The sequence below is a fragment of the Actinoalloteichus spitiensis RMV-1378 genome (assembly GCF_000239155.1).
Lineage (GTDB): Bacteria > Actinomycetota > Actinomycetes > Mycobacteriales > Pseudonocardiaceae > Actinoalloteichus_B > Actinoalloteichus_B spitiensis.
On record NZ_AGVX02000224.1, the window covers coordinates 1 to 14,528 of the forward strand.

Sequence of the window (14,528 nt, forward strand, 5' to 3'; positions counted from 1 at the left end):
CCCGCCCCGCCCGGTTCCCGGCAGCGGCTGGCGGAACTGGGGCCGGTCGGGTTCGCGCGCTGGCTCCGCTCCTCGGACGCGGTCGCGGTGACCGACACGACGTTCCGGGACGCGCACCAGTCGTTGCTGGCCACCCGGGTCCGGACCCGGGACCTGGTCGCCGTCGCGCCGCACGTGGCCCGGATGACCCCGCAGCTGCTCTCCCTGGAGGCCTGGGGCGGGGCCACCTACGACGTGGCACTGCGGTTCCTCTCCGAGGACCCGTGGGAACGGCTGGCCGCGCTCCGGGAGGCCGTGCCGAACATCTGCCTCCAGATGCTGCTGCGGGGGCGGAACACCGTGGGGTACACGCCGTACCCCACGGACGTGACCACCGCCTTCGTGCGGGAGGCCGCCACCACCGGCATCGACGTCTTCCGGGTGTTCGACGCGCTCAACGACGTCGACCAGATGCGGCCGGCGATCGACGCGGTCCGGGAGACGGGTTCCGCCGTCGCCGAGGTCGCGCTCTGCTACACCGGCGACCTCTCGGACCCCGGCGAGCGCCTCTACACCCTGGACTACTACCTGCGGCTGGCCGAGCAGATCGTGGCGGCCGGCGCGCACGTCCTCGCCGTCAAGGACATGGCTGGTCTGCTGCGCCCCCCGGCGGCGGCGACGCTGGTCTCGGCGTTGCGGCGCGAGTTCGACCTGCCGGTGCACCTGCACACCCACGACACCCCGGGCGGGCAGCTCGCCACCCTGCTGGCGGCCGTCCACGCCGGCGTCGACGCGGTGGACGGGGCCGCCGCCTCGATGGCGGGCACCACCTCCCAGCCCCCGTTGTCCGCCATCGTCGCCGCGACCGACCACACGGAGCGGTCGACCGGTCTCGACCTGCGGTCGGTCTGCGACCTGGAGCCCTACTGGGAGGCTGTCCGCCGCGTCTACCAGCCCTTCGAGTCGGGGCTGCCGTCCCCGACGGGCCGGGTGTACCGGCACGAGATCCCGGGCGGGCAGTTGTCGAACCTGCGCCAGCAGGCCATCGCCCTGGGACTCGGTGACCGGTTCGAGGAGATCGAGGCCACCTACGCCGCCGCCGACCGGATCCTCGGCCACCTGGTCAAGGTGACCCCCTCCTCCAAAGTGGTCGGGGACCTGGCCCTGCACCTGGTGGGCGCGGGCGTCGACCCGGCGGAGTTCGAGGCCGATCCGCAGCGGTTCGACATCCCGGACTCCGTGGTCGGGTTCCTGCGCGGGGAACTGGGCGATCCGCCCGGTGGGTGGCCGGAGCCCTTCCGGAGCAAGGCGTTGGCGGGACGCGCCGAGCCCCGACCGGTGGTGGAGCTCACCGAGGAGGACCGGGCCGGGTTGGAGTCGGACCCGAGGACGACGCTCAACCGGCTGCTGTTCCCCGGGCCGGCGAAGGAGTTCGTCCAGCACCGCGAGGCGTTCGGCGACACCAGCGTCCTGCGGACCAAGGACTTCCTGTACGGCCTGCGCCCCGGCGAGGAGTACTCGGTCGACCTGGAACGGGGAGTTCGGCTGTTCATCCACTTGGAGGCGATCGGAGAGGCAGACGAGCGCGGCATGCGGACCGTGATGGCCACCCTGAACGGGCAGCTGCGGCCCATCCAGGTCCGGGACCGGTCCATCGCCTCCGACGTGCCCGCCGCGGAGAAGGCGGACCGGGGGAATCCCGGTCACGTCGCGGCGCCCTTCTCCGGGGTCGTGACGGTCTCGGTCGCCGAGGGGGACACCGTCGAGGCCGGTCAGACCGTCGCGACCATCGAGGCGATGAAGATGGAGGCCGGGATCACCGCCCCGAAGGGGGGAACGGTACGTCGTCTCGCCATCGGGGGAGTGCAGCAGGTCGAAGGGGGCGACCTGCTGATCGAGCTGTCCTGACCGCCGGCGGGGCCGGAGCCGGCGAACCCGGCCCGGCCCCGGCCGGACCCGGCGGGCCCGCCCAGCGATGATGGGCCGGTGACCAGGATCGTCGCCGGAACAGTCGGAGGCAGGCGGATCGCGGTTCCGCCCAGGGGGACCCGACCCACCTCGGAACGGGTGCGGGAGGCGCTGTTCAGCGCGCTCGTGGCCCGGATGGAGCTGGAGGGAGCCCGGGTCCTCGACCTCTACGCGGGCAGCGGTGCGTTGGGGCTCGAGGCGTTGTCCCGGGGCGCGGAGCACGTCACCTTCGTGGAAGCCAACCGGCGGGCGGCCGACGTGCTCCGGCGGAACGTCACCGACCTCGGGCTGCGGGCGCGGTCGGAGGTGGTGCTGGGCACCGTGCCGGCGGCCGTGGCTGGTCGGCCGGCTGAGGGCTACGACCTCGTCCTGGCCGACCCGCCCTACGACCTCCCGCCCGGCGACCTGAACGCGACCCTGGCAGCCCTCGCGGCCGGCGGCTGGGTCGTCCCCGAGGGGCTGCTCGTCATCGAACGCGCCGCGCGTTCGCCCGAACCCGAGTGGCCGGCCGACCACCGCGCCCTCCGCACCGCGAAGTACGGCGACACGGTGCTGTACTGGGCGGAACGGGACGGCTGAGGGCCCGGAGCCCGGGCGTCTCCGGTTCCGGTCGGTCCGGTCGCCGGCCAGCATCCCGTCCCGCTGGGGGTGATGCCAATCACCCTGCGCTCGCGAACGGGGGATTCCCGGGTTCCTGCTGCTAGCGTCCGGCGCATGAGACGTGCCGTCTGCCCAGGCTCGTACGACCCGGTGACCAACGGCCACCTGGACATCGTGGGACGGGCCGCCGGGCTGTTCGACGAGGTCTATGTCGCGGTCCTCTACAACACGAGCAAGCAACGCCTGTTCAGCGTGGAGGAGCGGATGGAGATGCTCCGCGAGGAGACCGCGCGTTGGCCGAACGTCAGGATCGACTCCTGGCCCGGTCTGCTGGTCGACTACTGCCGGGACCACGACATCAAGGCCATCGTGAAGGGGCTGCGCGCGGTCAGCGACTTCGACTACGAGCTCCAGATGGCGCAGATGAACCAGCGCCTCTCCGGGGTCGACACCCTGTTCATGCCCACGAACCCGCTCTACAGCTTCCTGGCCAGCTCCCTGGTCAAGGAGGTGGCCACCTACGGCGGGGACGTCTCCCCGCTGGTGCCGCCGAACGTCGACCGCCGGCTCCGGGAACGGTTCGCCGAGCGGGCGGCGCAGCGCGACTAGTCGAGGACCGCCCGGCCCGGGGCGCGCCGACCGGGGCCACCGGCGCGGCGGGGGCGCGGGCGACGACCGGGTGCTGGTCGGAGCCGTGCGCGGGAACCGGTGGCGTCGCCGCCGGTACGACACTGCTCGCGAACCCCGACGTCGCCGAGGTGTCCGACCTCGCGGGGGTCAGGCCAGGGGGAACTTCAGCCCGTGGTGGCTGACCTGGAAACCCAGCCGTTCGTAGAAGCGCAGCGCGTCCACCCGCCGGACGTCCGTGGTGAGCTGGGCGAGGACCGCCCCCCGCTGCCGCGCCTGGTCGAGCGCCCACTCCAGCAGGGCCCTGCCCAGGCCCCCTCCCCGCTGGTCCTCCCGCACCCGCACCGCCTCGATCTGGGCCCGGGTCGCCGCCCGCCGGGACAGTCCGCTGATGATGGTGAGCTGGAGGGTGCCGACGACCTCGCCCTCGAGCTCGGCGACCACCAGGAGCTGCCGGGGGTCGCCGTCGATGTCCTCGAACGCGGCGCGGTAGGCGGGGTGCCCCGGATCCTCCCTGCCCGCACCGAGTTCGTCGTCGGCCAGGAGGTGGACGATCGCCGGCAGGTCCTCGCTCCGGGCCCGGCGGAACACCACCCGCGGCGTGGCCGGGGGTGGGGCGGGTGCCGACGGTGCCATGCCGTCCTCCTCCTCGTCGCCGAAGCGGTTCTCCGAGCCCGGCTGACTGCTCCGTTCGGGCGGTAGGACGGTATCGGACACGCGCATTCCCGGCGACATCCCTGACATCCGCGTCCTGTCGGGGCAGACTGGACGCTGGATCACAGACTGGGTCGCTGGGGAGAAGACAGACGTGTACCGGGTGTTCGAGTCGCTCGACGAGTTGGTGACGATCGTCGAGGACGCTCGCGGTGTCCCCATGACCTCGGGATGTGTCGTGCCCCGTGGTGACGTTCTCGAACTGCTCGACGAGGTCAGGGACGCCCTGCCGAACGAGCTCGACGACGCGCAGGACGTTCTCGACCACCGCGACCAGATCGTCAACGAGGCCACCCAGGGCGCCCAGCAGTCGGTGGAGACCGCCAGGGCCGAGGCCGAGCAGACCCTCGCCGAGGCCCGGGCCGAGGCCGACCGCCTCGTCACCGAGGCCCGGATGCGGGCGGAACGGATGCTCGCCGAGGCCCACTCCGAGTCCGACATGGTGGTCAAGGCCGGCAACCACGAGTACGAGGAGTACGTGGCCCGGGCCCGGTCGGAGGCCGACCGGATGATCCAGGCGGGCCGGGCCGCCTACGAGCAGGCGGTGTCCGAAGGGCAGGCCGAGCAGGCCCGGCTGGTGTCCCAGACCGAGGTCGTGCACGCGGCGCACGTCGAGTCGACGCAGATCGTGGACCGGGCGAACACCGAGGCGGAACGCCTGCGGTCGGAGTGCGACGCCTACGTCGACGCCAAGCTCGCCGACTTCGAGGAACTCCTCAACCGGACCCTGCGGACGGTCGGCAAGGGGCGCCAGCAGCTGCGGGCTCCCTCACGCACCAGCTTCGACTACGGCGACTGGGACCGGGGGCCGTCCGACTGGGAGCAGAACGCGCCCACGGTCTCGAACTGACGCGTCCCCGGCGCCGCGCCGACCTCCCGGCGCCCGCCACGGGACCGACCGGGCGTGGGACCGGGCCGGTGGCTCCGGTCACCAGGTCGTCCCGTGCGCCCCGCACCTGGTACCGGAAGCCCTGGCGGCGGTACCCTGGACGGTCGGCAACCGACCCGACCCGACTACGTGCATGATGGCAACCACTATGTCGCAGAATCCCGTATCCCGTTCCTCCTCCGGAGGTGCGCTGCCCACCGGCCCCTGGGTGATCGACACGCGCGACGTCGGTCGACGCCCCGGCATGAGCCGGCGCTACCACCGCTCCATCCCCGCGCCGGACGGCTTCTCGCTCGACATGATCGGGGTTCCGAGGGGCGAGGAGATCACCCTCGACGTGCGTGTCGACTCCGTGATGGAGGGCGTGCTGGTCGCGGGGACCGCCAGCGCGCCGTTGACCGGTGAGTGCTCGCGGTGCCTGGAGCCGATCGAGGACTCGGCCGAGGTGGAGATCACCGAGCTGTTCGCCTACCCGGACAGCGCCACCGAACAGAGCACGGACCCCGACGAGGTCTCCCGCATGGTGGACGAGCTCGTCGACCTGGAACCCGTCGTCCGGGACGCGCTGCTGCTTTCGCTACCATCCTCTCCGCTGTGCGCGGAGACCTGCCAGGGTCTGTGCGTGGAATGCGGTCGGAGATGGGCCGAACTCGAGCCCGGCCACCGCCATGAGACGATTGACCCTCGCTGGGCCGCTCTGCTGGAGCGGACCAGCGGCCAAGAAGACAAACCAGAGGAGAACTAGCCGTGGCCGTCCCGAAGCGCAAGATGTCGCGGTCCAACACGCGCTCCCGTCGCGCCCAGTGGAAGACCACCGCGCCGACCCTGGTCGCCTGCTCCAACCGCACCTGCCGTCAGCCGAAGCTGCCGCACGTCGTCTGCCCCGAATGTGGCACCTACGACGGCCGTCAGGTCGCTCGTCCGGCCTGACCGCCCGTCAGCCGACGAGTAGTTCGTGGGGGGAAAGGCAGACAGGGGCCGGTCGGTGGACCCAGCCCTGCTGTTGAACGCGCTCGGCGTCGAGCTCGACGCCGAGCTGTTGACGCTTGCTCTGACGCACCGGTCGTACGCCTACGAGAACGGGGGGCTGCCGCCGAACGAGCGGCTGGAGTTCCTGGGTGACGCGGTGCTCGGACTGGTGATCACCGACCACCTCTACCGCAGGCATCCCGAGCTGCCCGAGGGGCAACTGGCGAAACTGCGGGCGAGCGTGGTCAACATGCAGGCCCTGGCCAGCGTGGCCCGGCAGTTGGGCGAGGGCGGGCTTGGTGCCCACCTGCTGCTCGGCCGGGGCGAGGAGCTGACCGGCGGGCGCGACAAGGCGAGCATCCTGGCCGACGGCCTGGAGGCGGTGTTGGGCGCGGTGTACCTGCAGCACGGCATCGAGGTCGCCCGGCAGACCGTGCACCGCATGTTCGACCAGTTGCTCGCGGAGGCACCGCTGCGCGGCGCCGGCCTGGACTGGAAGACCAGCCTCCAGGAGCTGACCGCCGCGGCGGGGCTCGGGGTGCCCGAGTACCGCGTCGAGGAGGAGGGCCCGGACCACCGCAAGGAGTTCACCGCCACCGTGCTGGTGGGCGGGAGAACGTCAGGTAGTGGCGTGGGCCGCACCAAGAAGGAAGCCGAGCAGCGCTCGGCCGAGGCCGCGTGGCGGTTGCTCTCGGAGCAGCTGCGCGGCGAGGACGAGGGCGCCGGCGCCGCGCCGACCGACGGGGACTGACCGCCGGTCCGGCGGTGTCGCCGTCCGGGACCGGGAGATGTGGCGTGCCAGAGCTGCCCGAGGTGGAGGTCGTCCGACGGGGTGTCGCCGAGCACGCGGTCGGGCGCCGGGTGTCCGAGGTCGAGGTCCTCCACCCGAGGGCCGTCCGCCGGCACCTCCCCGGGCCAGCGGACTTCGAGGGGCGGCTCACCGGTGCGGGGCTCGCAGCCGCGAGGCGGCGTGGGAAGTACCTGTGGCTGGAACTGGACGAAGCCGACCCGGCGACCGGGTCGGAGTTCGCGGGGACCGCCGTCCCGGCCGAGGCCACCACCGCGATGCTGGTCCACCTCGGGATGAGCGGGCAGCTGTTGGTCAAGGACCGGACCGCCCCGGACGAGAAGCACCTCCGCGTCCGGTTCCGCTTCGCCGACGGCGGCCCGGAACTGCGTTTCGTCGACCAGCGGACGTTCGGCGGGCTCTTCCTCGCCGAGACGGTCTCCGTGGACGGTGAGGCCCTTCCGGTACCGGTGTCGCACATCGGGCGGGACCCGATGGACCCCCTCTTCGACCTCGACGCGGCCGTGGCCGCGATCCGACGTCGTCGTACCGGGATCAAGCGCGCCCTGCTCGACCAGACGCTGGTGTCGGGTGTGGGCAACATCTACGCGGACGAGGCGTTGTGGCGGGCGGGGCTGCACTGGGCGCGGCCGACCTCGACGCTGTCCGCCGCCGAGTGCCGTCGGGTGCTGGACGAGGCGGCGCGGGTCATGCGGGATGCGCTGGCCGCCGGCGGTACCTCCTTCGACGCGTTGTACGTCAACGTCAACGGCGAGTCGGGGTACTTCGACCGGACCCTGGCGGTGTACGGGCAGGAGGACCGCCCCTGCCGCCGGTGTGGCACCGCCGTGCGCCGTGACCCGTTCATGAACCGCTCCTCCTTCTCCTGCCCGGCCTGCCAGCCGGTGCCAGCGGACGCGCACTTCTGACGCGAGCCCCGGGGCGACGGCGGGGGTGTTCTGGTTCCCGGTCTCGCCGTGCCCGTGGGCGACCGGGCCTCCCACCACCCGTGAGCCGGACCTGCCCTCGCCCGAGCCGGTGCGGTCGTGCTCCGCCGCCGGGGGGTGGCGCTGAGATGGGGACGTGGTGACCAGTCGCGGGTACTACTACGCGGTGCGTGGTAGTGTCCGGGGCGGAGGTGGGTCCGTGGATACGAGTCAGCTGCTCCGGGGTGTCCTGGATCTCGCGGTGCTCGCCGCGCTGCGCGGCGACGACGGGTACGGCTACGAGGTCCTGCGCCGGCTGCGCGCGGCCGGTCTCACCGAGCTGGGGGACGCGTCGGTCTACGGGACGCTGCGGCGCCTCTACCAGGCCGGGCTGTTGACCTCGTACGTCGTTCCCAGTGATGAGGGACCGCACCGGAAGTACTACAGCCTGAACGCCGCCGGACGAACCCGGCTGGAGGAGTCGGCCGCGACCTGGCGGGACTTCGCCGGGATCATGACACGACTGGTCGAGGAGGAATGAGCGTGTCAGTGAGGACAGACCTGCCGCCCGTGGCCCTGGCCTACCGCGACCGGGTCGCGGCGGGCCTCCGCGACATGCCGGGGCCGGAGGCCGAGGACATCCTCGAGGACGTCGAACTCAACCTCGTCGAGGTCGTCGCCGAGCTGGGGCCCGATCTCGACGAGGCCGGCCTGGAGGCACGGCTGGGGCCGCCGGAGCACTACGTACGGGAGCTGCGGTCGGCGGTCGGGTACGGCTCCGCCGTCGAGGACGCGACACGACCACCGAAGCGGTCGCTGGTCAAGAACGTGCTGGCCTCCGCCGGTGTACTGGTCGGCGGGCTCGTCGCCGTCTTCTTGCTGGTGGTGACGGGTGGCTTCACGATGCCCCGGAGTCTCCTGTTCTTCTCGGTGGTGTCCCTCCTGGTCGTCCTGGCGGTCGTGGGCGGTCGGATCGCCCTTGGCCGCCAGCGCGAAGGAGGTGACGGGTCCAGCTCGGAGGAGCCACCGACGCCGGTGTCCCCGCCGTTGTTTGCGCTGCTGGCAGGGGCGGCCGCCACCCTGGTGGCGGTGGGAGCGGGCATCGCCGGGCCGGGTGACTGGGAGCGGATGGGGACCCTGCTCTCGGTGGCCGCCGTGCTCGCGGTGCTCCCGGCCCCCTGGCTGGCGCGGCAGGACGCCGAGGTGAGCCTGGTCCGCGGCACGGGCGCGTTCCAGAGCGGAGCCCGTGCCCTGCGGAGCGTGGCCTCGTCCACCCCCGCATCCGCCGTCACCTTCGCGGCACGCCTGCAACCAGGGTGGTGGGTGGCCCGCGCCGTCATCGTGAGCTGGGCGTTGGCGGTACTGGCGGATGGCGGCGCGCTGGGCGTCGCGATGGGCGCGGTGCTGCTGTTGCCGTTGTCGGTGTGGTTGGGTGAGCGCTCCCGGCGGGACCGCCGGTTCTGCTGGGTGGCGGTGCCGCTCAACGGGCTCGCGGTCGGACTGCTCGGCGGCCTGCTCGCGGTGGGCGCCCCCCAGCCGGCGGTCAGCGCGCCGATCCAGTACACCAGCCACCACGATGACGGCGGGTGGCCTGTCGCCCCGACCAACATCCTGCCCTTCGACCGGAACGGTGAGCTGCTGGACGAGGTGTACCTGTTCGACGAGTCGGGGCAGCCCCTCGAGCTCGCTCGCGAGTACTGCGCTGGGAACCCCTGGCGCGAGCACGCCAGGGACAACGCCTACCCGCGCCCGCACGTGGAGGTCACCACCGACGGTGAGTGCGTCGAACACCCCGTTCGCCGTCCGGCCGCCGTCATCCCCGACCTGCCCTATGTGCCGGTGCCCGAGGACGTCCAGCCCGAGGACGGCGTGTCCCAGGGGCCCGGCTCCGGTGACACCCGGCCTGAGGATGGCCAGCGGGACGAGGAGCGGGAGGGAAGCCCGGACGCCGACCGGGACCAGCAGGACCGGACGGAACCGGGGGAGCGGGGACAGAGGCCCGACCAGCCCGCCGGGGTCGAGGAGGAGCGGCGCGCTGGCTCCGGCACGGAGGACCGTTCCGATCCGGTGGCGGGCGTGGAGGCGGACCCGGTCCGCCCCGCCGCGACCTGATCCACGACCCCCGGGCCTCCCTGCCACCGGCGGAGCGACCACCACGGTGGGGGCGGACCGTTCTGGGACCGCCCTGCACCGCCCTTGCCACGGGTGGTGCAGGGGCGGCGCCGGGCCACCGGTCATCGGGGCGCGAACCGGCCCCGCCCTCGACCAGGGTGGGGGCCCGTGACCCCGGATGTCCCGCTCGGGTCAGTGCCCGTCGGGGCCGTCGACCCCCGGAGCCGCGGGGCCGGTGCTCAGGGCGGGAAGGCTCGCCCCACTGCTGCTGGGAGTACCGGGGTCCGACGATTCGGATGGCCCGCTCTCATCATCACCACCACCGGGGCTGCCACCATCGCCGTCCCCAGGGGGCTCCTCCGGCGGGGGACCGGTGCCCGGGTCACTCGTGTCCGGGTTGCTGGGCTCCGGGTTCGTGGGGGCGGGGTTGCTCGAACCCGACCCGCCGGTGCCCGGCGGAGGGTTGGGCGCCGGCTGGTGGGGGGCGCCCGGTTCGCGGCCGGTGTCGGCCTCGGCGCCACCGGGCTCGCCCACCCCCGTCTCGTCCTGGGTGTTGGCCGGGGCTTCCACGGTCGAGGGAACTGCCGAGCCGCTCGGAGACGACGACGGCGGCACCGAGGGCGCGGAGCTCCGGCTCGGCGTCGGCGAGGGCGGTACGGACGGCTGGGGGAAGTCGCTGCGCACGACGACGTCCTGGCGGTTGACGGGCTCGGGCTCGGCCAGCTGGCCGGAGTCCGAACCGAGCGCGGCGATGGTCGCGAAGGCGGTCGCGGTGACCACGCCGACCGCGGCCAGGAGCACCTTGGGAGCGGCGGTCGGCCGCTCCTCGTCCTCAGTGGGAGTGGACAAGCGTCATCCTCCGAAAACCTGGGTCCAGTACCAACCGTCGGTGTCCAGGCCGACTCCGATGGCGACCACCGAGCAGTTCAGGATGTTCTGCCGGTGGCCCGGCGACTCCATCCACATGTCCATGACCTGCCTGGCGTCGCGAGCCCCCATCGCGATGTTCTCGCCCGCAGCGCGGGGGTACCCCGCCTCGTTCGCCCGCTCCACGAAACCACGACCGTCTGGGGAGGAGTGCGAGAAGTAGCTCTGACGGGCCATGTCCTCGCTGTGCCGCTGCGCCGCGGCGACGAGCCGGTGATCCGCCTGGACGCTGGCGCAGCCGGCTTCCCGCCGGGCCTCGTTGACCAGGTCGACCACCGCCGCGACCTGCGGTCCACCGCCGGGTGCCGCCGGACGCTCCGGCTCGGGTGGTCGCTCCACCACCGGCGGGGTGGTCGGCTCCTCGACGGGAGGAGGTGACGGGGGCTCGGGGGTGGCCCCGGTGGTCTCCCCGTCCTCCGCCGTGGCCGGCGCGTCGTCCGGCTCCTGGCTCGCCGGCGCGCTACTGGGCGGAGTGGACGGCTCCGCGCTGGGCTCGCGTCCCGCCGAGGAGGTGGGAGCGGGGGAGGGGGTGCCCGCCGGCGGCCCGGCCGTGCCTAAGGCGGCGACGTCGGGTCCGGCTGCCTCGCCGTCCCCTTCGCCGACCAACAGCGGGGGGAGGGACAGCGCTCCCGCGGTGAGTGCGCCGATCGCGAGAGCGACCAGACCGGCGGTGGTGCTGGCGCCGCGTCTGCTCGGTGGCCCGATCACGGGCAGGGACGGTACCACGGATGAGGCAACCACGCAGTGACTCAGCGTCGCCTACTCCACCCGGTTCGGGTGGACTCGATCAGGCAGCATGTCGGGGGTGGACAGGATGCGGGACACGGAGGACGCCGTTCGGCTCAACGCGTGGGCGGCCGGCCGGGTGCAGGGCGTCGGTTTCCGGTGGTGGACGAGGTGCCGGGCGTTGGAACTGGGGCTGACCGGCCACGCGACCAACCTCGCGGACGGTCGGGTGGCGGTCGTCGCCGAGGGGGCCAGGGACGCCGCCGGCCGCCTGCTCGCACTGCTGCGCTCCGACGCGACGCCCGGCACGGTGGACACGGTGGTGGTGCGCTGGGGGGAGGCGACGGGCGAGTTCACCGGCTTCGAGGAACGGGCGGAACGGGACTGAGCCGCGTGATGTCCCATCCCGGGCGGTGCCCCTCACGGGAGCGCCGCCGCCGGCGGAGCAGCCCGCCGACCCAGCGCGGAGGAACGCAGGCGGCGACCGCGCACCGCGTTCGTGCTCAACCGTCCGGCGGACGCCCGACAGTGGAACCACGTCCTCCGACCGCCGCCGCCGAGCCGGGCGGGGCCCGTTCGGCGGCGCTGACCTCGGGCCCAGTGGGTATGCTCGCAGCGCGGTGACGACCCGCGCCACGACCGATGACGCGTGGTCGCTCCGCGAGGTCGGCGCGGGTGAGGCGTCCAGGAAGGGCACTCCCGCGGTGGCCGTCGACGACCGGCCGCCCGCTCCCCTCCGCCGGGGCCGGCGCGAGGCCGGCCTCGTGACGAGCAGGGCGCGCCGACGCCCCAGCTTCCCGGTGGCGATCGAGAGGTCCGTTTCCCCGTGCATCTGAAGAGCCTGACGCTGAAGGGCTTCAAGTCCTTCGCCTCGGCCACCACCCTGCGGTTCGAACCCGGGATCACCTGCGTCGTCGGTCCCAACGGGTCCGGGAAGTCCAACGTGCTCGACGCGTTGACCTGGGTGATGGGGGAGAAGGGCGCGAAGGCCCTGCGCGGGGCGACGATGCAGGACGTCATCTTCGCGGGCACCTCCGGTCGACCTCCGCTGGGCCGAGCCGAGGTGACGCTCACGATCGACAACTCCGACGGGGCGCTGCCGATCGAGTACACCGAGGTGTCCATCACCCGCCGGATGTTCCGCGAGGGCGCGACCGAGTACGAGATCAACGGCGACGCCTGCCGGCTGCTCGACATCCAGGAGCTGCTCTCCGACTCCGGCATCGGGCGGGAGATGCACGTGATCGTCGGCCAGGGGCAGCTGTCGTCGATCCTGGAGTCCAAGCCGGAGGAACGGCGGGGTTTCATCGAGGAGGCGGCGGGCGTCCTCAAGCACCGCAAGCGCAAGGAGAAGGCGCTGCGGAAACTCGACGCCATGCAGGCCAACCTCACCAGGCTCACCGACCTGACCAGCGAACTCCGCCGGCAGCTCAAGCCGCTGGGGAAGCAGGCCGAGATCGCTCGCCGGGCCCAGACCGTCCAGGCCGAGCTCCGGGACGCCCGGCTCCGGCTGGTCGCCGACGACCTCGTCACCGCCCGCGCCGAGCTGGCCAGGGACGAGCAGGACGAGGCCGCCGTCCGCGACCGCAGGTCCGAGGTGGAGCGGATGCTCCAGGACGCGCAGGCGGAGCAGACCCAGCTCGAGGAACAACTGGCCGCCGACGTCCCGCGCCTCACCCGCGCGCAGGACACCTGGTACCAGCTCTCCGCACTCGACGAGCGGCTGCGCGGCACCGTGCGCCTGGCCCAGGAGCGGCTGCGGCACCTGTCCGCCGCCAGCGGTGACCAGCGCCCGGGCCGGGACCCGGAGGAACTGGAGGCCGAGGCCGAGCGGACCTCGGAGCTGGAGGAGCAGCTGCGGGAGGAGGTCGTCGAGGCGCGCACCAGGATGGCCGAGACCGAGCTGGTGCGGTCCGACCTGGAGGCCGAGGTGAAGGCGGCCGAGCGCGCGCACCTGGCCGCCGTCCGCGCGGTGTCGGACCGCAGGGAGGGGCTGGCCCGGCTCAGCGGCCGGGTGGACGCGCTCCGGGGGAAGGTCGGGGACACCACGGAGGAGCTCGGCCGGCTCTCCGACGCCCTGGAGGAGGCCGTCGAGCGCGCGGAGCTCGCCGCCGCCGAGTACGCCGAGCACGAGTCCTCCGAGGACGTCGCGGCCCTGGACCAACGGGAGCTCACCGACCGGGCCGCCGAGGCGGCGGAAGCGCGCCAGCGGGCCCGGGACCGGGTGGCCGAACTCGTGTCCCAGGAGAGGGCGGCCGAACGTGAGGTCGCCTCCTGGCAGGCCAGGGTCGAGGCGCTGTCGCTCGGCCTCCGGCGCAAGGACGGGGCCGGTGCCCTCCTGGCCGCAGCCGACCGCGTCCCCGGGCTCCTCGGTTCGGTGGCATCGCTGCTCACCGTGGACAGCGGGGCCGAGGTCGCGTTGGCCGCGGCGCTGGGCCCGGTGGCCGACGCGGTCGCGATGGCGGGCCGCGAGGAGGCACTGGAGGCGTTGCGGCTGCTCAAGGCGGAGGACGCCGGACGGGCCGGGCTCCTGCTGGCCGACGGGCCACGTGCCGAGCCACCCCCGCGACCGGCGCTGCCGGCCGGGGCCAGCTGGGCGGCCGACCGGGTCCGGGCGCCCGAACCGCTGCGGCCCGCGCTGGAACACGCGTTGCGCGACGTGGTGGTGGTGGCTGATCTGCCCACGGCCAGGGCGGTGCTCGACGCGCTGCCCGGACTGACCGCCGTCACCGCGGAGGGCGACGTCCTGGGAGCCAACTGGGCGAGCGGCGGCTCGGAACGGGACCAGAGCGTCATCGAGGTGCAGGCGGCGCTGGACGAGGCACGTCGGGAGCGGGAAGCGGCCGTCGAGCGGGCGGATCAGGCCACCTCCGCCCTCGCGGAGGCGAGGGAGGCGGAGCAGGCGGCCCGCGACCAGGTCAGGGCCAGCCAGGAGGCGGTCAACGAGGCCCGCGTGCACCGGGCTCGCGGTGGGGAGCGGCTGAACCGGCTGCGCCAGGCGGCGTCCTCGGCGCAGGCGGAGGTCAGCCGGTTGACGGCGCAGCGGGACAAGACCGACCAGGCGCGCCGCGACGCGCTGCGCGACCTGGAGGAGTTGGAACGGCGGCTGTCCTCGGCGCGGGACGAACCCGATGCCGAGGAGCCGGACACCGAGGAACGCGATGCGGCGGCCCGGCGCCTGGCCGAGGCTCGCGAGGTCGAACTGGACGCGCGGCTCGCCCTCCGCACGGCCGAGGAGCGAGCCCGGTCCGTGCAGGGCAAGGCCGACCAGCTGCGCCGCGCCGCCCGTGCGGAGCGGGAGGCC

At 73.5% G+C, this 14,528-nt stretch carries 15 protein-coding genes; 12 read left to right on the plus strand and 3 right to left on the minus strand.

Annotation, left to right across the window (positions count from 1 at the left end; translation table 11 throughout):
- The 3 genes from ACTIDRAF_RS0211335 to coaD form a co-directional block, all read left to right on the plus strand.
- The coding region (locus ACTIDRAF_RS0211335; protein WP_016698857.1) for a pyruvate carboxylase subunit B at positions 1-1,887 on the plus strand (1,887 nt) is incomplete at its 5' end.
- A 78-nt stretch (positions 1,888-1,965) separates the two neighbouring features.
- The gene (rsmD, locus tag ACTIDRAF_RS0211340) at positions 1,966-2,526 is read left to right on the plus strand and encodes a 16S rRNA (guanine(966)-N(2))-methyltransferase RsmD (protein WP_016698858.1); all 561 of its coding nucleotides are present in this window, start codon (positions 1,966-1,968) and stop codon (positions 2,524-2,526) included.
- 135 nt (positions 2,527-2,661) lie between these two features.
- Positions 2,662-3,156, plus strand: coding sequence for a pantetheine-phosphate adenylyltransferase (coaD, locus tag ACTIDRAF_RS0211345; RefSeq protein ID WP_026065997.1), 495 nt, complete (start codon positions 2,662-2,664; stop codon positions 3,154-3,156).
- Positions 3,157-3,324: 168 nt separating this feature from the next.
- Here the strand turns inward: coaD and ACTIDRAF_RS0211350 are convergent, their stop codons facing one another.
- Positions 3,325-3,810 carry a GNAT family N-acetyltransferase gene (locus tag ACTIDRAF_RS0211350; protein ID WP_157162984.1) on the minus strand — a complete coding sequence of 162 codons (486 nt, stop codon included), beginning with the start codon at positions 3,808-3,810 and terminating at the stop codon, positions 3,325-3,327.
- Between the two features lie 172 nt (positions 3,811-3,982).
- Between ACTIDRAF_RS0211350 and ACTIDRAF_RS28375 the strand changes: the two genes are divergently transcribed.
- From ACTIDRAF_RS28375 to ACTIDRAF_RS0211385, 7 genes are all read left to right on the plus strand, one after another.
- Positions 3,983-4,738 (plus strand): DivIVA domain-containing protein, encoded by a 756-nt coding sequence (locus ACTIDRAF_RS28375; RefSeq protein WP_016698861.1) that lies wholly within the window; start codon positions 3,983-3,985, stop codon positions 4,736-4,738.
- A 187-nt stretch (positions 4,739-4,925) separates the two neighbouring features.
- Complete coding sequence (locus tag ACTIDRAF_RS0211360; protein ID WP_052168784.1) at positions 4,926-5,522, plus strand: YceD family protein; 597 nt, start codon at positions 4,926-4,928, stop codon at positions 5,520-5,522.
- Between the two features lie 2 nt (positions 5,523-5,524).
- Positions 5,525-5,707, plus strand: a complete 183-nt coding sequence (gene rpmF / locus ACTIDRAF_RS0211365) for a 50S ribosomal protein L32 (RefSeq protein WP_016698863.1) — start codon at positions 5,525-5,527, stop codon at positions 5,705-5,707.
- A gap of 25 nt (positions 5,708-5,732) precedes the next feature.
- Positions 5,733-6,497: a ribonuclease III gene (rnc, locus tag ACTIDRAF_RS0211370; protein WP_026065999.1), complete on the plus strand. Its 765-nt coding sequence runs from the start codon at positions 5,733-5,735 to the stop codon at positions 6,495-6,497.
- A gap of 44 nt (positions 6,498-6,541) precedes the next feature.
- Entirely contained in the window at positions 6,542-7,462 is a 921-nt protein-coding gene (gene mutM / locus ACTIDRAF_RS0211375) for a bifunctional DNA-formamidopyrimidine glycosylase/DNA-(apurinic or apyrimidinic site) lyase (RefSeq protein ID WP_016698865.1), read from the plus strand.
- A 217-nt stretch (positions 7,463-7,679) separates the two neighbouring features.
- Entirely contained in the window at positions 7,680-8,000 is a 321-nt protein-coding gene (locus ACTIDRAF_RS0211380; RefSeq protein ID WP_016698866.1) for a PadR family transcriptional regulator, read from the plus strand.
- Positions 8,001-8,002: 2 nt separating this feature from the next.
- Positions 8,003-9,571 (plus strand): hypothetical protein, encoded by a 1,569-nt coding sequence (locus ACTIDRAF_RS0211385; protein WP_157162983.1) that lies wholly within the window; start codon positions 8,003-8,005, stop codon positions 9,569-9,571.
- Positions 9,572-9,763: 192 nt separating this feature from the next.
- Here the strand turns inward: ACTIDRAF_RS0211385 and ACTIDRAF_RS0211390 are convergent, their stop codons facing one another.
- Together ACTIDRAF_RS0211390 and ACTIDRAF_RS34915 are read right to left on the minus strand one after the other, a co-directional pair.
- Positions 9,764-10,420: a hypothetical protein gene (locus ACTIDRAF_RS0211390; RefSeq protein WP_016698868.1), complete on the minus strand. Its 657-nt coding sequence runs from the start codon at positions 10,418-10,420 to the stop codon at positions 9,764-9,766.
- Between the two features lie 3 nt (positions 10,421-10,423).
- Complete coding sequence (locus ACTIDRAF_RS34915; RefSeq protein WP_245533505.1) at positions 10,424-11,206, minus strand: CAP domain-containing protein; 783 nt, start codon at positions 11,204-11,206, stop codon at positions 10,424-10,426.
- A gap of 106 nt (positions 11,207-11,312) precedes the next feature.
- On the opposite strand from ACTIDRAF_RS34915, the gene ACTIDRAF_RS0211400 reads away from it, so the two are divergent.
- Both ACTIDRAF_RS0211400 and smc read left to right on the plus strand, forming a co-directional pair.
- A complete protein-coding gene (locus ACTIDRAF_RS0211400; RefSeq protein WP_026066000.1) occupies positions 11,313-11,612 on the plus strand; it encodes an acylphosphatase in 300 nt (99 codons plus the stop codon).
- A gap of 438 nt (positions 11,613-12,050) precedes the next feature.
- Positions 12,051-14,528: chromosome segregation protein SMC (gene smc / locus ACTIDRAF_RS0211410; RefSeq protein ID WP_016698872.1), on the plus strand; the 2,478-nt coding region annotated here is incomplete at its 3' end.

Bases quoted from the DNA above. Each gene is read 5' to 3' on its own strand.
- coaD (WP_026065997.1), top strand. From the start codon at position 2,662: ATGAGACGTGCCGTCTGCCCAGGCTCGTACGACCCGGTGACCAACGGC.
- ACTIDRAF_RS0211350 (WP_157162984.1), bottom strand. From the start codon at position 3,810: ATGGCACCGTCGGCACCCGCCCCACCCCCGGCCACGCCGCGGGTGGTG.
- ACTIDRAF_RS0211360 (WP_052168784.1), top strand. From the start codon at position 4,926: ATGTCGCAGAATCCCGTATCCCGTTCCTCCTCCGGAGGTGCGCTGCCC.
- ACTIDRAF_RS0211400 (WP_026066000.1), top strand. From the start codon at position 11,313: ATGCGGGACACGGAGGACGCCGTTCGGCTCAACGCGTGGGCGGCCGGC.